At 47.1% G+C, this 17,608-nt stretch carries 14 protein-coding genes; 12 read left to right on the forward strand and 2 right to left on the reverse strand.

The features are described from left to right. Positions 1-255: 255 nt before the first annotated feature. From QFZ78_RS34455 to QFZ78_RS34510, 12 genes are all read left to right on the forward strand, one after another. Positions 256-693, forward strand: coding sequence for an RbsD/FucU family protein (locus QFZ78_RS34455; protein WP_307554046.1), 438 nt, complete (start codon positions 256-258; stop codon positions 691-693). A gap of 34 nt (positions 694-727) precedes the next feature. After that, the gene (locus tag QFZ78_RS34460) at positions 728-2,521 is read left to right on the forward strand and encodes an L-fucose isomerase (RefSeq protein ID WP_307554048.1); all 1,794 of its coding nucleotides are present in this window, start codon (positions 728-730) and stop codon (positions 2,519-2,521) included. A 55-nt stretch (positions 2,522-2,576) separates the two neighbouring features. Then, on the forward strand, positions 2,577-4,250 hold the full coding sequence (locus tag QFZ78_RS34465; protein WP_307554051.1) for a ribulokinase: 1,674 nt from the start codon (positions 2,577-2,579) through the stop codon (positions 4,248-4,250). 145 nt (positions 4,251-4,395) lie between these two features. Then, positions 4,396-6,174 (forward strand): cache domain-containing sensor histidine kinase, encoded by a 1,779-nt coding sequence (locus tag QFZ78_RS34470; protein WP_307554053.1) that lies wholly within the window; start codon positions 4,396-4,398, stop codon positions 6,172-6,174. Between the two features lie 21 nt (positions 6,175-6,195). Then, entirely contained in the window at positions 6,196-7,764 is a 1,569-nt protein-coding gene (locus tag QFZ78_RS34475; RefSeq protein WP_307554056.1) for a response regulator transcription factor, read from the forward strand. 1 nt (position 7,765) lies between these two features. After that, the gene (locus QFZ78_RS34480) at positions 7,766-9,112 is read left to right on the forward strand and encodes an ABC transporter substrate-binding protein (RefSeq protein ID WP_307554058.1); all 1,347 of its coding nucleotides are present in this window, start codon (positions 7,766-7,768) and stop codon (positions 9,110-9,112) included. Positions 9,113-9,200: 88 nt separating this feature from the next. Then, positions 9,201-10,532: an ABC transporter substrate-binding protein gene (locus QFZ78_RS34485; protein WP_307554060.1), complete on the forward strand. Its 1,332-nt coding sequence runs from the start codon at positions 9,201-9,203 to the stop codon at positions 10,530-10,532. A gap of 79 nt (positions 10,533-10,611) precedes the next feature. Continuing rightward, positions 10,612-11,499, forward strand: a complete 888-nt coding sequence (locus QFZ78_RS34490) for a carbohydrate ABC transporter permease (protein WP_307554062.1) — start codon at positions 10,612-10,614, stop codon at positions 11,497-11,499. Positions 11,500-11,519: 20 nt separating this feature from the next. After that, the gene (locus QFZ78_RS34495) at positions 11,520-12,323 is read left to right on the forward strand and encodes a carbohydrate ABC transporter permease (protein ID WP_307556040.1); all 804 of its coding nucleotides are present in this window, start codon (positions 11,520-11,522) and stop codon (positions 12,321-12,323) included. Between the two features lie 35 nt (positions 12,324-12,358). Next, the gene (locus tag QFZ78_RS34500) at positions 12,359-13,453 is read left to right on the forward strand and encodes a glycoside hydrolase family 172 protein (RefSeq protein ID WP_307554064.1); all 1,095 of its coding nucleotides are present in this window, start codon (positions 12,359-12,361) and stop codon (positions 13,451-13,453) included. A gap of 166 nt (positions 13,454-13,619) precedes the next feature. Continuing rightward, a complete protein-coding gene (locus tag QFZ78_RS34505; RefSeq protein ID WP_307556042.1) occupies positions 13,620-14,597 on the forward strand; it encodes a LacI family DNA-binding transcriptional regulator in 978 nt (325 codons plus the stop codon). 240 nt (positions 14,598-14,837) lie between these two features. Next, entirely contained in the window at positions 14,838-15,623 is a 786-nt protein-coding gene (locus tag QFZ78_RS34510) for a TetR/AcrR family transcriptional regulator (RefSeq protein ID WP_307554066.1), read from the forward strand. Positions 15,624-15,693: 70 nt separating this feature from the next. Here QFZ78_RS34510 and QFZ78_RS34515 read toward each other — a convergent pair whose 3' ends face one another. Then, positions 15,694-16,482 (reverse strand): ABC transporter permease, encoded by a 789-nt coding sequence (locus QFZ78_RS34515; RefSeq protein ID WP_307554068.1) that lies wholly within the window; start codon positions 16,480-16,482, stop codon positions 15,694-15,696. Next, positions 16,479-17,369, reverse strand: coding sequence for an ATP-binding cassette domain-containing protein (locus QFZ78_RS34520; protein WP_307554070.1), 891 nt, complete (start codon positions 17,367-17,369; stop codon positions 16,479-16,481). Before QFZ78_RS34520 ends, QFZ78_RS34515 begins: the two co-directional genes overlap by 4 nt. Positions 17,370-17,608 lie beyond the last annotated feature (239 nt).

The following is a 17,608-nucleotide window of genomic DNA, read 5'->3' on the forward strand; positions in this document are numbered from 1 at the left end:
AGGATTCTGCAGTTTTCTTTGCAATGGTATGACCTGCGAATATTTCATTATATATGCAACGAAAGTGGAGATGTAACGGGAAATTTTTTAGGCGGGGGAGACTATTTTTGTTCTCGAAAAATGCGTGGGATGAATAAGAAAAATGTGGTTGACAGACGAATGTTTGCGGAATTAGAATATGTGTAAACGATTACGTAATCGATTACACATTATTAAATTAGATCCTTGCAGCTGTAAGAAGAGAGGTTGAGAATCTTGTTAAAAGGGATACCGAGTCTTATATCACCCGAGATGCTTAAAATTCTCATGGAGATGGGACATGGGGATGAACTTGTTCTAGGCGACGGCAATTTTCCTGCGGCCAGTTGCGCCAAGCGACTATTAAGGGCAGACGGGCACGGAATATCCGCGTTTCTTGAGGCTGTGCTTAAGCTTTTTCCTCTCGATATATCTGCTGATTCAGTCACCGTCATGCAAGTAGATCCCGGCGACCCTGTTGTGCCTGGCATTTGGGAAGATTACAAGCAAATTGTTCAGCGTGCCGCGAATCAACCTGTTCCAATCGTGGCGTTGGAACGTTCCGCTTTTTATGAGCGATGCAGAAATGCTTACGCGGTAGTGGCTACCAGTGAAGGCGCCTTATATGCCAACGTAATGATAAGAAAAGGTCTCGTTACATCAGATGACCAGTAACACACAAATTTCAGAAAAGCTGGAGTGATCAATCATGGGAAATGTTAAAGTTGAAAATCGTTTGCAAGGTTCTATGCCGAAAATCGGTATTCGTCCTGTCATTGATGGAAGAAGAGGAGGAATCCGTGAATCGTTAGAAGATGTCACGATGGATATGGCCGTTACAGTGGCTCGTTTCTTGAGCGACCATTTGAAACATTCGAACGGGTTGAACGTGGAATGCGTAATTGCTGACACCTGCATCGGCGGTGTTGCGGAGGCTGCACTGGCAGCAGAAAAGTTTACGCGCGCGGGCGTCGGAGTAACGATCACAGTAACTCCTTCCTGGTGCTACCCGACTGAAACGATGGACACGGATCCTCATTTGCCCAAAGCGATCTGGGGCTTTAATGGAACGGAACGTCCTGGGGCCGTATACTTGGCTGCAGCATTGAGCGCTCATAACCAGAAAGGACTGCCTGCATTCAGCATTTACGGCAAAGATGTGCAGGATATGGGGGACAATTCCATCCCTGAGGATGTACAGGCTAAATTGCTGCAATTCGCCAAAGCGGGTCTTGCCGTAGCAACAATGCGAGGGAAGTCGTATTTGTCGATGGGATCTGTATCGATGGGAATCGCAAGCTGCATCGTAGACGAGAACTTTTTCCAAAACTACTTGGGCATGAGAAACGAGTACGTGGATATGAGCGAATTCGTGCGCAGAATGGAACGAGGAATCTATGATCCTGAGGAGTTTGAGAAAGCTCTCGGGTGGACCAAAGAAAACTGTCAAATTGGTCAGGACGTGAACCCGCCGCATTTGACAAGGACGGATGAGCAGAAGCAAAGTGATTGGGAGACTGTGGTGAAAATGACGCTCATCGCCCGTGACATGATGGTGGGCAATCCGAAGCTCGCGCAATTGGGTTACGGCGAGGAAGCGCTCGGACGCAACGCGATTGCAGCGGGATTCCAAGGCCAACGGGCTTGGACGGATCACTTCCCGAACGGTGACTTCATGGAAGCAATTTTGACCAGCTCCTTTGATTGGAACGGCATCCGCGAGCCTTACATGCTTGCGACTGAGAACGATACGCTCAATGGAATTACGATGCTTTTCGGTCACCTCTTGACCGACGCGGCACAAATTTTCGCTGATGTGCGCACGTACTGGAGTCCGGATGCGGTGAAGCGCGTAACAGGCCATCAGCTGACAGGAATGACAGCAAACGGAATTATACACCTCATTAACTCCGGCCCGGCGGCACTGGATGGAACCGGCAGACAAGAGAAAGACGGAAAGCCTGCCATGAAGCCGTTCTGGGAAATTACGCAGGACGAAGCGAAGCAATGTCTGGAAGCGACGCAGTGGTGCCCAGCCGTTGACTTCTTCCGCGGAGGCGGGTATTCCACCGACTTTACGACACGCGAAGGAATGCCGGTTACCATGGCTCGCATTAATTTGATCAAAGGGCTTGGTCCCGTTCTTCAACTTGCTGAGGGCTATACGGTTGAGCTCCCGGACGACGTTCATGACAAGCTCGACCAACGTTCGAATCCGACATGGCCGACGACATGGTTCGTACCGAACCTTACGGGTGAAGGTGTCTTCAAGAATGTTTACTCTGTGATGAATAACTGGGGTTCCAATCACGGCGCGCTCAGCTACGGTCACATTGGCGGCGATTTGATTACGCTGGCATCCATGCTGCGCATTCCGGTTTGCATGCATAATGTTCCGGAAGATCGCGTTTTCCGTCCGAGTACGTGGACCGCATTCGGCGTGATGGAACCTACGGGTGCCGATTTCCGCGCATGCGCGAACTTCGGGCCGTTATATCGTTAACTAGCTTACGCTTACGAAGAAAGTTTTGCTAAAGCAAAACTCTAAGGAGGTACTTATGCCAGCATCAAACAGGCTTTATACAATCGGAATTGACTATGGAACCCAATCGGGCCGCGCGGTGCTCGTTGATATTCAGAATGGACATGAGGAAGCCGTACATGTGACACCCTATCGCCACGGCGTGATGGATGAGTTTCTTCCCTCTAACGGCATGAAGCTGAAGCCGGAATGGGCTTTGCAGCATCCAAATGATTACTTGGAAGTGCTGCGCACTTCCGTACCTGCCGTGATCAAAGCTTCCGGGATCGATCGGTCTCAGGTGATCGGCGTTGGCATCGATTTTACGGCTTGCACCATGCTGCCCGTAGATACGGAGTTTCAACCGCTTTGCCTGAAAGACGCATGGAAGGAACGGCCCCACGCATGGTTAAAGCTATGGAAGCACCACGCGGCGCAAGAAGAAGCGACGGCTATTAATAAGCTGGCCGAAGCCCGCGAAGAACGGTGGCTGCAGCGTTACGGTGGCAAGCTATCCTCGGAGTGGATGCTGGCGAAGAGCTTGCAAATATTAAAAGAAGATCCAGAAGTCTACACGGAGGCGGATTTATTCGTGGAGGCCGCAGACTGGATCGTCGCGCAAATGACAGGTCAGTTGAAAAGAAACAGCTGCACAGCCGGGTATAAATCCAATTGGCACAAAAACGAAGGATATCCATCCAGCGAGTTTTTGGAGCAGCTGCACCCCGGCTTAGCAGATTTATATGCGACGAAGCTGCGTGGTGAGGTATCGCCACTCGGAAGCTTGGCCGGAAGCCTGCTGCCCGAAATTGCCGAACAAATGAATCTCTGCCCAGGAATTGCGGTTGCAGTGGGTAATATTGACGCGCATGCCGCAGTACCTGCCGTAGGCGTAGTTTCTCCGGGGAAGATGGTCATGGTGATGGGCACATCCACTTGCCACATGCTGCTTGCCGAGGAAGAACGATCCGTTGAGGGCATTTGCGGCGTTGTGGAAGACGGCATTATTCCAGGTTTGTTTGGCTACGAGGCTGGACAATCAGCCGTAGGTGATATTTTCGCATGGTTCGTTGAGGAGTCCGTACCGGCATATGTGCAAGCTGAAGCTCAAGAGAAAGGCATTTCCATCCATGAACTTTTGGAGGAAAAGGCTTCGCAGCTGCAACCTGGCGAAAGCGGGTTGTTGGCGCTGGATTGGCACAACGGCAATCGTTCCACCTTAATGGATGCAGACTTGACCGGATTGATACTAGGGATGACACTTAGCACGAAGCCTGAAGACATTTATCGGGCGCTTCTCGAAGCCACAGCTTTTGGTACGCGTACGATTGTAGAAGCTTTCCGCAAGGGTGGCCTGGACGTGAACGAACTGTATGCCTGCGGAGGCCTGCCGAAACGCAATAAGCTTCTCATGCAGATTTACGCGGATGTAAACAATATGGAGATCAAGCTGTCTGACACCGAATTAACTCCCGCTATCGGTGCAGCGATGTTTGCAGCGGTTGTAGCCGGTTCTGAGGCAGGCGGTTACAGCTCTATCCAAGAGGCAGCCGTGTTTATGGCCAGAGTCAAAGAGGAGACCGTAAGCCCGATTCCTGAGAATGTTAAGATTTATGAGGACTTATACAACCAATATAAAAGGCTTCATGATGTATTTGGTAAAGATATAGATAGTCTTATGAAAAATGTGAGACGGATCAGAAACGCATAGATAGGCTGCAAGTGCTTTTACCTACCAAGGTGTAAAGCACTTTTTCTTTCATCTCGCAGATGGAGATGGATGATTTTTCTGACTGCGTTCCAGATAGCTTATGTTATACTTTTGTCAAAGACTACGTGAATTGGAGAAGGGGTCCATGCATCTATCGTTCCTGAAAACTTGGAATCTGCGGACGAAATTAATGATTATTCTCGTGTTGTTTATTTTATCGCCATTAATGATATTCGGCATCCTGTTCTACCAAAGCTCCAAAGACCTCGTGTCACAAAGAACAGATAAAGAGGGGCTGCAGGTACTCACACTCGTCAATCAAAACGTTAGCCAGCTTCTCAAGGGATACGAATCCCAATTGAACGATATTTATGAGCATGAAGATATCATTAAACAACTCAGTGATTCTATTGAAACGAAGTCAAGTGATCAGATATCACTGAGCGACGATTCCGTGAATCGCTTTCTTCGCGACTTCCTGAGAGGGAAGGATGATTTGGATTCCATCTATTTGTTCACGCTTAAAGCTACGTATTTCGGTGATTTTAAAGGACCTAACCTTTTTACGCAATTTTACCGAGATCATCCGATGTGGGATCGTTTCATTTCTTTAGGTACCGGACGGGCTGTTTGGCTGCCAAGCTATGAGCTTCCGCCTAATCAGTACAATTCCAAGACTTCGCATTATTTTGCAGTAGGCATGCAGGTCAAGGATGTGTATGATTCTCTTCAAACGTTAGGCACTTTAATTGCTAACGTAAAAATCGATGCTTTGGATAAAATCATCAGTAACGTTCAAGTGAGCCCGAATAGCGTATTATTAATTACCGATCATCAAGGCAACTTGATATGGAACCGAAATCCAGATGCCTACGGCATTAATTTGTCGACTTATCCTTTCTTTAATCAATTGGATCAAAAGGAAGACGGGCGCTTTACTCAGGAAATTAACGGCAGTCCTTATCGAGGCACATTCCTGCGTTCCGCTTATAACGGTTGGTATTATTTCTCCTTTGTGCCGCAATCCGATTTGAACGCGCAAACCAATGATCTGAAGCGTTTCCTAGCGGCAACGGTCGTTGCCTTCGCCGCTTTATTCATTTTTCTGGCTGCATTTACATCGAATTATATTACACGTCCGATCCGCCAAATGGCTCTAGCGATGAAGCATATTCAAAAAGACAATTTCGAAATGACGCAGCTAACCCAATCTTCAGATGAAATGGGCATGCTGCAGGCCGCGTTTCTCAGTATGCGTGGAAGGATAAATGAGCTGATTAAGGAAGTTAGATTGATTTCCAATAAGGAAAAAGAAGCTGAAGTCAGGGCGCTTCAGGCTCAGATTAATCCGCATTTTGTCTACAATTCACTTGATGCGATTAACTGGATGGCGATCGAGAATGACCAAAGCCGAATCAGCCGTATGATTACCTCTCTGAGCGATATTATGAGATATGCGATCAAGCCGGGCGAACAGCTGGTTACGATCGAAGAGGAGCTAAAGTGGGCGCAAAATTATGCTTACTTGCAAGAAATGAGATTTGAAGATAAATTTGAAGTCATTTTTGATGTGAAAATTGACACGTTGGATTTAAAAGTACCGAGATTGCTGTTTCAACCTTACTTAGAAAATTCGATCATCCATGGGATGGAAGATATCGATACAGGCGGCGTCATTCGGATCACGGTTCAGAGTACCGGGAGTGAAGAAGAGATGAAGCTTACGGTCATCGTTGAAGATAACGGCGGCGGTATTTCAGCGGATAAGCTCCAACAAATTAAAGAGCGCCGAAGCCATGGCATCGGCATTTACAATTTGGATGAGCGGTTGAAGATGGAGCATGGGCCGAGTTACGGGACGACGATACATTCGGTCTTTGGAGAAGGTACCATTGTCACCATTGTCCTGCCTTATATTCGTTAAGACACAACGGGGGAGATCAACATGTACAAGGTCTTAGTGGTAGATGACGAGCCGAGAGTTCGCAGAGGACTGACGAGTTTAATTCCGAAGCTTGACAGCGATTGGATCGTGATTGGTGAAGCCAAGAACGGGTATGATGCGCTGGAGGCGGTCAAAAAAGAGATGCCTGATCTGGTCATCACGGATATCCGCATGCCGCATATGAACGGGTTGGATCTTCTCAGTCATTTGAAGGAATATCCGGTACATGTCGTCATCCTATCGGGATATGGATATTTTGAATATGCGCAAACGGCAGTTAAATATGGCGCTTTCGATTACTTGTTAAAGCCTCTAAAGCCTGAGGACATCGAGAGTGTGCTGAAAAGAGTGAAGAAGGAACGACAATTGGTTCCAGCGGTATCTCAGACCAGCTCCAGCCGACCGAATTATTCGAAGCTGTGGAAGGATTGGCTGCTCGGACTCCAAGAGGAGAAAGAGCCTCCGAAGCAGCTCAGCCCTTTAATCCCTAACGATATTTCTACGTTTCGGATCATGGTCATTGAAGTGGATCTCATTGATGAACTGATCAACGAGGATCAATGGGGGGACAGACAGTTGGTTTTGTTTGCCGTCCGTAATATTGTCCAGGATGTTACCGAGATGAAAACAAACTCGGATTCTCACTTTTTATTCGTGAGCGGTGCTCACTTGTTCTTTCTCACGATTAATGAATACGATACGAGACAGTTAGCCAAAACAAGTATTGAGGAAGTCAGCCGCTGGCTCAAAATATCGATTTCCATCGGGATCAGCGACGTCACGGACTCTTACCTCGAGCTGCCGGAAATTCTGCAGCATGCACGCGTTGCCTTACAAAATAAATGGCTTTACGGGTGCGGAACAGTAAGCGATTACGACGATTTGAAAATGGAGGACATCATTGAGGTTGGTTACCCGAACGCGTTGGAAATGGAGCTAGTCAAGTCGATTCGAAGCGGTCAGTCCCATCAATCTTCGCTCGTTCTGACCAAGTTCATAGAAACGGTCAAACAAAGAAATGTTTCGTTCCGGTTGTTTCGGAGGTTTTGCTTACAATTGGTTTCCGCCGTTATTCGATTGACCTATGAACAAAAAATGTACGATCTAGTTCTCGCGAATATGGCTCGTCCTATCGACTTATTTGACAGGAACTTTACACTCGAAGAGTATGTTGAATTTATGTTAAGTCTTACCCAATCATGTATTGTGTCTATGGAATGGAATAGAACGCAGAAGCAGAATCGGACTATCGAGAAGGCGCTCTCCTACATGCAATCGAACTATTCGCAAGACATTTCGTTAGAAGACGCAGCGCGGCATGTGCAAATGAATCCGAGCTATTTGAGCTCTTATTTTAAACTCGAAACCGGCAGTTCGTTTGTTGAATATTTAACTGGGCTTCGTATGGAGAAGGCGAAAACATTGATGATGGATGCCCAATTAAGATTGTATGAAATCGCGCAAATGGTCGGCTATCAGGAAGTAAAATATTTTTCACGGTTATTCAAGAAAAAAATGGGTGTCACCCCCGTGGAATACCGACAGTTTTTCTTCCGGAAGGAGGATTGACATGAAAAAATCAATGGCAATGAGGGTAATGCTTGCCAAAAAGCTGCTGCTTGTAGTGGCTGTGTTCAGCATGCTAATTTCCTGCGAGCAAAGCACGGAATCAGCAAAATCACCGGAACTCGACAAGCTGTTTCGCCCGCAGGGAGGGCAAAGCAAGGATACGAATGCGCCTAAGAAGGTGCTTCGCTTATGGTCGTTCCATACGTCCAAGGAGTTTGAATTTTGGCAGGAGCTGGGCAAGCAGTATCAGCAGCTGCATCCGGATATAGAAATCAAAGTGGAGTACGTGTCCAGCGATGATTATTTTACGGGGGAAAGACTGCTCGCTTCATTTGCATCCGGAACGGGTCCGGATATCTTTTTTGTATCGTCGCCCATGATTAAACGTCTAGCGGATGTCAGCATGTTAATGCCGCTCGACTCGTTTTTTACACCGGCAATGAAAGAGGATTTCTACCCAGCAGCCCTGGATTCCGTTACTTTGTATAATAATATTTATGCGGTTCCGATCGAAACCGAATTAATGGGTTTATTTTACAATAAATCAATGTTTCAAAAGCATGAGATATCGCCGCCCAAAAACTGGAATGAGATGATGGAGGCGGCGCAGAAGCTGAGATCCTCACGTGTAAGCGGTTTAACGATAGAGACGTTCGGCGGTGTGTATCAGAACTTCTCCTGGCTTCCGTTTTTTTGGCAAACCGGTGCAGATTTAATCTCAGATGACGGTAAGAATCTCGGACTGAGCCATACGAAAGGCGAGGAGATGTACAATTTTTTTCGGGGTATGGTGAATCAAGGGTTGATTAATATGCAGCCATCACGGCCGGCAACGGATATTGGCATTTTGACGAATGGTGAAACGGCGATGCAGGTGAGCGGGACGTGGAATATTCGCATGCTGGAAACGCAATACGCCGATCAGCCGATCGGAGTCGTTCCTCTGCCGACGCCGGATGGCGGGAATCGTCTTACGATTGCAGGCGGATGGAAAATTGCGGTGAACTCGCGAAGCGATTATGCAAGCGAAGCCGCGAAGTTTGTGATGTGGGCTTTTTCCGGCGATACGAGCATACCACTCAGATGGTGCAGCGATGTGAAGTTCGCTTATTCCCCGCGCAAGTCCGTCATGGAAGCGGGTTCTGACTATTACCGGCGCGGTCTTCGAGAGGTCTTTACGAATGAAATTTTCGGTACGGAGCGGATGGAACCGCAATATCCCGAAGAAATCAACCGGATATTTACCCAGTCGTTACAGAGCTTACTGTACAGCAGGCTATCCGGTAAAGAAGTGGCACAGAGCATGGAAGAGAAGATCGACCGCTTCCTGTCCAAAATCCAAAAATAGTCCACCTAGCTAAATTATTTCTCGTTATGTACAGTTGTCCCCCCGGATTATACTCAAGGTGTAGTCGAAATGAAAGGGGATACAACAGATGAAACGGAAATGGAAAACGTTAGGGGTTGCGGCGATTAGCTCCGTACTTGTTTTACAGCTAGGCTGTGGTTCATCACCGACAGAAGCTCCAAAAGCCGGCGAAGCAACACCGAAAGGCACAGAAGCCGCCAAGGAAACAAGCTCCGCCAAGAAAGACAAAGTTAAACTGGCTTTCTGGGATATGCACACCGAAGCTGAGAGTAAGTTCTTCAAAGATTTGGTCGATGCGTACAACAAATCGCAAGATCAAGTACAAATTGAGTATTCGACTTATGACCAGGCCTCCTACACGACGACGAAGCTCCCTACGGGTTTTGCAAGCGGTGCAGGACCGGATATTTATATGATCAGCCCGGGCGATTTTATGAAATTCGCCAAATCCGGTTTGATGAAAGATTTGACACCTGATTTCCCTGCAGGGGTGAAAGAGGATTTCCTTCCTGCATCTCTTGAAGCTGTAACTTATAACGGCAAGATTATGGCGCTGCCATTCGAATTGGAAACACTAGGTCTTTACTATAACAAGGAAATGCTGGATAAAGCCGGTGTTCAAGTTCCTAAGACATGGGATGAGCTTCATGCCGCAGCGAAGAAACTGACAACCGATAAGGTAGCGGGTCTGATTATTCCGCCAGACAAAGGACCATACTTCAACTTTATCTGGTATCCATTCCTGTGGCAGCAAGGCGGTAACGTGCTGAGCGCAGACGGAACCAAATCAACATTCAACACGCCTGAGACGGCCAAAGCACTCGATTTCTGGGGAAGCTTCTTCAAAGACGGTCTGTCTCCGAAAAAACTGCAGCTCGGTCCTTGGGAGATCGATAACCTGGGTAACAAAACTGCAGCCATGCAAATTGTCGGAACATGGGCGATCAATCGAATTGAAGAGAAATATAAAGATGTGCCTATTGGTCTAGCACCGCTTCCGATTCCTGCCGGCGGTAAAGCTGCAACGGATGCAGGGGGTTGGAAAATGGCTGTTAACGGTCAAAGCAAGAATGCGGCTGAAGCTGCCAAGTTTGTCATGTGGGCTTTCGGTTCATCGGATCTGAGCCATGCATTGAAATGGGGTACGGAAGTGAAGTTCGCTTACTCCCCGCGTAAATCCGTAGTCGAAAAAGGGAAGGACATTTACAACAAAGGTCTGCGTAAAGTGTTCACTGAAGAAATTTATAACTCCGCGATCCCAGAACCGCGTTATCCATCCGAAGTGGTCGAGGCCGTCGGTGATGCGATGCAGTACGTCATGTACGGTAAAATGTCAGGTGCTGACGCCGCCAAAACCGTCGATGCAAAAATCACGGAAATTCTAAGCAAACAGAAATAACAGGAATCTGGGGAGAGGGGCGTCTTGCTCCGTAAAACTGCAAGACGTTTCCTCCTTTTCAATTCGGGAGGGGTAAAGAGTGACTCCAAGACGCAGCAATGCCCGTATGATTCAAGAATGGGTTACAGCTTACAGTTTCTTGCTTCCCAACATTTTGGGATTAATGATATTTGTTTTTATACCGATTCTCTATGCTTTTTATGTTAGTTTGCATGATTGGAACGCATTATCACCTAAAGTGTATGTTGGATTTCAGAACTATGTCACCTTAATCTCGGATGAGCAGTGGTGGCATTCCGTAACACGAACATTGCTCTTTAGCGTTGTTTATGTGCCATTGTTGTTTTGCCTCGCATTGCTTTCTGCACTGCTTGTAAACGGGCTGCGGGGTAAATCAGTAGGTGTGGTTAGAACGATGTTTTTACTGCCATTTGCGGTCACATCGGTTATTTCAGCTATCATTGTCATGTTCCTGCTTGATCCGAGAAACGGCCTTGCCAATCAACTGCTTTCTCTTGTCGGTATCGGAAAACAACAGTTTCTCGGCTCTCCTACACAGGCCATCTATTGTGTCATTCTGACATTGCTGTGGATCAACATCGGCTATAACATGACGATTTTTTTATCGGCTATTAAGGAAATTCCGATCGATTATTTCGAAGCGGCACATATAGACGGGGCTACCCGCTTTCAAAGCTTTCGCTATATTACTTTCCCTTTACTGAGAGAAACGAATACGTTTATTTTGATCGTCACGACGATCGCTTCTTTTCAAATTTTCGACCATATCATTGTTATGACAAAAGGGGGCCCAATGAATTCAACGGAAGTTAGCGTGCTTTATATCTTTAAAGAAGCTTTCCAAATGTTGAATATGGGGTATTCTTCTGCGCTCGCTTTCGTTTTGTTCTTGATCGTATTCGCGTTTTCTATGATCCAACTTAAATTTTTCTCTTCTAAAGATTAGGCGGTGCTACTTTGCGAATAATGAACCGATTCATAATACCGACGGTGTCGATTATTGTCGGGGTCGCCATGATTTTTCCAATTTACATGTTATTCATAGGCTCTCTTCGTTCCGAGACGCATGTTTTTGACATTCAACTTTGGCCTACGGAATTTGAGTTTGCCAATTTTGTTGAGGCTGTTACCTCATCGCATTTGCTCAGATCCATTATGAACTCCCTTATCGTGTCTACGAGCGTAACGGTGATTGCTATGCTGTTCCATGCGATGTCCGGATACGCGCTTGCCCGGTTTCAATTTCCCGGGAAAAATGTGATCTTCGCATGGATGCTCAGCACGCTAATGATTCCCTTTGCTGTCATCATGCTGCCGTTGTATTTGATAACGAAAAACTTAGGCATGACCAACTCATTTGCCGGTTTGATCATTCCTGCCATTTTTAACGCGTATGGAATATTTCTGTTCCGCCAGTTCTATCGGGAATTTCCAAAGGAGTTGGAAGAGGCAGCCTATATAGAGGGGCTTTCTCAGGCAGGGACGTTTTTCCGAATCGCATTGCCGCTGTCGATGCCGATTATCGCGCCATTAACAATCGGCTTTTTCCTGGCTAACTGGAATTCCTATATCTGGCCTCTTATCATTACACAAAAAGAGACGATGTGGGTCATTCAGGTTCAACTGGCTAATTTGGTTGGCGGGGGTTATGTGACTCCATGGAATATCGTGCTTGCAGCGGCGGTAATTGCTGCATTGCCTACTTTCTTATTGTTCTTCTTTATGCAGAGATATTTGGTGGAAGGCATCAAAATGACCGGTATCAAATGATGCCGGTTCCATAACAACTAGGAGCTGATACGATTATGTTAGGATCATCTTTAAGAGATTTATACCGAACTCGCCAAGGAAAGCGCAAAAGAGCTTCAAGTTATGATACAACGGGCGGGAATCGTGACTATAGCAAGCTTTATCCAGGAGAGAAGATCACAATTTTTGATGTAGACGGCTCCGGCTGTATTACCCATATCTGGATGACGATGGCGCCGCTCGACGACGCTGCGATCGAAACGTACCTGCACAGAAAAGTCGTACTCAAGATGTATTGGGATGGCGAAGAAAACCCGAGTGTACAGGCTCCGATCGGTGATTTCTTCGGTATGGGTCATGGCATTACGAAAAACTTCAGCTCAGCGCCGCTTGCGATGAGTCCGGAAGACGGAAGAGCGCTGAATTGCTTCTTCCCGATGCCGTTTGGAAGCAATGCCAGGATTGAAGTTGAATCCGATGCCGATCAACCGATCAAGTTTTACTTCTATGTCGATTACGAACAATATGCGTTCCCGATCGATAGCGAGCTTAGGTTTCATGCCATCTGGCGCCGCGAACTTACGGATGGTATCGAAGATACCATTTCCAATGCGCTTTTTGAATTCGGCGGAAAAAATATAACAGGCGACGGCAATTATGTGATGTTGGATGCAGTTGGAAAGGGCCATTATGTCGGCTGCAACCTGAACATTCATAACTTGCGTATGACGCGGGAATGGAACTGGTACGGAGAAGGGGACGATATGATCTTCATTGATGGGGAACCATGGCCCCCTTCACTCCACGGTACGGGGATGGAGGATTACTTTAATACGGCATGGTGCCCGCAGCAGGAACAATGTACGCCGAATCACGGTCTTATACTCGGTGGAGGCCCGAACTGGTCAGGCAAAATCTCAGCGTACCGGTTCCACATTGAAGATCCTGTGATGTTCGACACGTCCATTAAAGTGACAATTGAACATGGACATAATAACCATCGCAGTGACGATTATTCCAGTACCGCATATTGGTATCAGACAGAGCCTCATAAAGATCATCCCATTATTTTGCCTGTAGCAAAAAGATTGCCGCTTGCTGATATTTTAACCTTCAATCAGAATGACTTGAAACCATGTTTTGATTATTGATTATAATCCAATTGAATAACCGCTGCTCTCATTATTGAAGGCTGCGGTTATTCGCATTTACGGTCGTTGACGAATCAGAGTTCTCCAGATAGTATTAATGTGGTAACGTTAACATGGAGAATCGGCTCGATGACGCTGATGTAAAGGATGGATCCTCTTGGTCAAAATGACAATCAAGGATATAGCTAAAGAAGCAGGGGTGTCCACAGCAACGATTTCGCGTGTTATGAACAATTCCGGTTATGTGAGTGAGGATATCAAGCAGCAGGTGTTGGAAGTCATTCGCAAATTCAACTACCAACCAAATGCGATAGCCAGAAGCTTAAAACAAGAAAAATCACGCAGTGTGGGGATTGTTCTGCCTGATATGGCGAATCCTTATTTTATGAAAATTGCCCGTACGATTCAGCATCGCTGTTTCCAGCAAGGCTATCATCTACTCTTTATCGACACCGAAGAGAATCCTGAGAAAGAAAAGGAAGCTCTCGAATTTCTGATGGAAAAAAGAATTGAAGCTCTTATTCTTGCCGGTACCGGTGAAAACAGAGATCAAATTCAGGCAATCAGTGACTCAGGCATACATGTTATTTTGGCTGACCGCCGTTTTTCCAACCTGAAACTGGATACAGTAACAGAAGACAATATTTACGCCGCTAAGTCTGCCATTGAGCATTTACTGGAGAAAAAACATACGCGAATAGGTATTATTAATGGCCCCAAGACCATCAGCACCGCAAGGGAAAGAAAGCAAGGCGCGATTATCGGGCTGGAGGAAGCGGGGATTACGCCAACGAATGAATACATGTTTGAAGGTGATTACACTAGAGAATCGGGCATTAAAGCTATACGGTACTTCAGCCAATTACCTGATCGACCGACAGCTATTTTTTCAGCAAATAATGAAATGACTTTCGGTGTTTATTTGGGTTTACAAGAATTAGGAATGCCGCTGGATAGCATCGAAGTGGTCTCATTCGGCAATCTTGAATTTTCTTCTTTGTTTCATCATAAACTATCTGTCATTATGCAAAATCCTCAGGAGCTAGGGGAAACGATTGGTGATTTGTTAATTAAACGCTTAAGTGGTGAAACCGATCCTGTACAGAATAAAATCTTAATGCCACACCTTGTTCCGTCGAAGTAATAGTTATGATAATGATCTTATGGATCATTTTTTTGTTTTTTAAAGGAATGTAAACGATAACAAAATAAAGCGAATGAGGGAGCTAGCCACCCGGCAGAGAGAACGTATCCCCTTGTAAAACTTGATGTAATTATGGAAAGAGGGATGAACTCCATCTGAGCGTTATAATAGCGATTGTGATATACTGTATACGAAGTATACAATTTCGGGACTTACGCTGATGATGGAGGATCGAACAACATGGAGACCGGCGATGGGATCGATGAAGAAACATTAAATAGGTTACCGTCAGGGATTACCCTGAGCTGGGGAATCGTCAAGCAGCCTCGGAGGGGGCCCAAAGGCGAGCTTAGCGTCAAGAAAATCGTTGACGCAGCGATTGTCATTGCCGATCGGGATGGTCTTGCGGCTGTTTCGATGAGCAGAGTCGCCCAATCTTTGGGTTTTACCACGATGTCTTTGTATCGCTACATTACGAGTAAAGAAGACCTGTTGGTGCTCATGCAGGACGCGGTCTGCGACATTCCGATTCCACCTGAAGTAGCGGGTAAAACGTGGCGTCAGGAAATGAGGGAATACGTCTGGGCTTGCGTGGATGTCTTCAGGAAACATCCATGGTATGGCGATATCCCGATTACGAGCGTACCGCTCACGCCAGGCAATCTACAAGTGATCGATTGGATGCTTAGAATAATGCGGGATTTCCTGCTTAACGATTTTGAGAAAATGTCATTCCTACTGCTTGTAAGCAGCTATAGCCGGGCATGCGGCCTAATTGCGCGAGACATGGACCGTGCCATCCGTGAAGGCGCAAGTCCGGAAACGTTTAGCGGCGTGGGCTACAGCAGCGCCCTCAAACAGTTGGTCAAGCCAGATCGGTTTCCATATTTACATCCCATCTTGATGTCAGGTGCTTACACGGACGAAGCGGATAATCCCATTGGTGACGATTTCGATTTCGGACTCGAACGGATTTTGGATGGCATCGAGCATTATTTACAGCAAAAAATATCGGGTCAAGGATAAATGGCATCCAGTGCTAACATTTAAATAAAAACAGCGTTTCTGCATCGCAGGAACGCTGTTTTTATTTATTTTATCGCCTTCCGCCAATACGGCGGAAAGCGAGGCTGCACCAGCCGATCGCAATCACCAGGAGCGTTACACACCAACCGATGGCCCACCAGCCGTTATCCATCACCGGTGTGCCGGTTAACAGCCCGCGAATCGTCTCAATGACTGGCGTAATCGGCTGATGGTTAGCGACCCCTTGCAGCCACGCAGGCATCGTGCTAGTTGGAACGAAAGCGCTGGACAAGTAAGGGAGGAATAGCAAAGCGAAACCGTAGCCGCTGGCGGCGGAAGGGCTGCCCGTTACGAGGCCGATCGCGGCGAACAACCAAGTAAAGGTCAGAATGAACAATAAGATGACCCCAAGAGCTCCTAGCCATTCCAACAGGTTGGCGGAAGGGCGGAAACCGACAAGCAACGCCACCCCGATGACCATGCAAGTAGCGAGCGAATTCCGGACGAGACTAGCGGCGACATGCCCCGTAATTACGCTTATGCTGCGGATCGGCATTGTTCTGAACCGGTCGATAATGCCATTCGTCATGTCTGTTGCGACATCGACAGCCGTGCTGGACGAGCCGAAACCAGCGCACAACAGAATAATACCCGGCACGACATAATTCACGTAGTCGCCGCTCGGATCGATTGCACCGCCGAATACGTAGGTAAACAGCAACATTAACATAATGGGCAGCATGATCGCCATAAGGAGCGACTCGATGTTGCGCAAGCTATGAAGGATACTGCGACCGATGAAGACGGTATTGGTTGCTGCAAAAGAAGCGGGCTTTGGAACTGGTTGAAGATCGTTCATGTGAGTGAAGCCTCCTTTTGATCGATGGATGTTAAGGCAAGAAAGACGTCATCCATGCTAGGCTTTCGAATGAAGAGCCGTGTATCCGGTGGGCATAAGTGGGCGATCTCGCTCAACGTGTGGCGAACATCCTGAACACTGCCGCTCGTCGGTATGGATCGAATGACTTCGTCCATGTGATTCCGCAACTCGATGACTTCGCCGCCGACGCGCGCCTTCAAAGCCTCGGCGGAGCCGGTTGCAACGATTCGTCCGCGACCCATCACCGCGATTTCGTCTGCAAGCTGGTCGGCTTCTTCTAAATATTGTGTCGTCAAAAAAATCGTCATTCCTTGCTGCTTAAGTCGCAAGATGATTTCCCAAAGAGAGCGGCGGCTGACGGTGTCAAGTCCCGTCGTTGGTTCGTCCAGAAAGAGCACCGGACGGTTAACGACTAGACTTACGGCAAGATCCAACCTACGGCGCATGCCGCCTGAGAATGTTTTCACACGCTTGCCTGCGGCGTCTTCGAGATCGAAACGTTTCAGCAGCTCTGCTGTCCGTAAGCGGGACTCCCCCCGCGATAAACCAGACAGCCGGCACATCATGATGATATTCTCGTGACCAGTCAATACTTCATCAACTGCCGCGAATTGGCCGGTGAGACTGATCGACCTACGGACCTCGTATCGGTTGGATACGACGTCGTACCCTTCGATTCGTGCGAATCCCTCGTCCGGCTCGGACAGCGTTGACAGGATGTTAATCAGTGTCGTTTTACCAGCGCCGTTCGGCCCGAGCAGCGCGAAAATCGTACCTTTGGCTACCGCCAAATCTATGCCGTCCAGAACGATTTGTTTGCCGAAGCTTTTGCGCAATCCGTTTACTTCAATGGAATTGATATTCATTTTGTATCTCCCTTTTTCAAAATTGCGGATCATGTAAACAGTATATTATATACTCAGTTATTTATGATCGTTCTCTAGACCGATATTGGGGCAGAGTTGTTTCTATCATGCATCAATGTGATCTTAGTTTAGGTTAATAAAGAGTGTGAAAGTGGGGGCGATATGACCATGAGGGGCAAACAAACGTATGCGCGAAGCTGTTAGTGACAAAAATAAAAAGAACAAAGTCGCAGAGAATG

The organism is Paenibacillus sp. V4I5, assembly GCF_030817255.1.
Classification (GTDB): Bacteria; Bacillota; Bacilli; order Paenibacillales; family NBRC-103111; genus Paenibacillus_E.

What these genes read in the sequence shown, in the direction of transcription:
- QFZ78_RS34470 (WP_307554053.1), top strand. Translation starts at nt 4,396, where the DNA reads ATGCATCTATCGTTCCTGAAAACTTGGAATCTGCGGACGAAATTAATG.
- QFZ78_RS34520 (WP_307554070.1), bottom strand. Translation starts at nt 17,369, where the DNA reads ATGAATATCAATTCCATTGAAGTAAACGGATTGCGCAAAAGCTTCGGC.
- QFZ78_RS34495 (WP_307556040.1), top strand. Translation starts at nt 11,520, where the DNA reads ATGAACCGATTCATAATACCGACGGTGTCGATTATTGTCGGGGTCGCC.
- QFZ78_RS34505 (WP_307556042.1), top strand. Translation starts at nt 13,620, where the DNA reads ATGACAATCAAGGATATAGCTAAAGAAGCAGGGGTGTCCACAGCAACG.
- QFZ78_RS34500 (WP_307554064.1), top strand. Translation starts at nt 12,359, where the DNA reads ATGTTAGGATCATCTTTAAGAGATTTATACCGAACTCGCCAAGGAAAG.
- QFZ78_RS34475 (WP_307554056.1), top strand. Translation starts at nt 6,196, where the DNA reads ATGTACAAGGTCTTAGTGGTAGATGACGAGCCGAGAGTTCGCAGAGGA.
- QFZ78_RS34465 (WP_307554051.1), top strand. Translation starts at nt 2,577, where the DNA reads ATGCCAGCATCAAACAGGCTTTATACAATCGGAATTGACTATGGAACC.
- QFZ78_RS34460 (WP_307554048.1), top strand. Translation starts at nt 728, where the DNA reads ATGGGAAATGTTAAAGTTGAAAATCGTTTGCAAGGTTCTATGCCGAAA.
- QFZ78_RS34480 (WP_307554058.1), top strand. Translation starts at nt 7,766, where the DNA reads ATGAAAAAATCAATGGCAATGAGGGTAATGCTTGCCAAAAAGCTGCTG.
- QFZ78_RS34515 (WP_307554068.1), bottom strand. Translation starts at nt 16,482, where the DNA reads ATGAACGATCTTCAACCAGTTCCAAAGCCCGCTTCTTTTGCAGCAACC.
- QFZ78_RS34485 (WP_307554060.1), top strand. Translation starts at nt 9,201, where the DNA reads ATGAAACGGAAATGGAAAACGTTAGGGGTTGCGGCGATTAGCTCCGTA.
- QFZ78_RS34510 (WP_307554066.1), top strand. Translation starts at nt 14,838, where the DNA reads ATGGAGACCGGCGATGGGATCGATGAAGAAACATTAAATAGGTTACCG.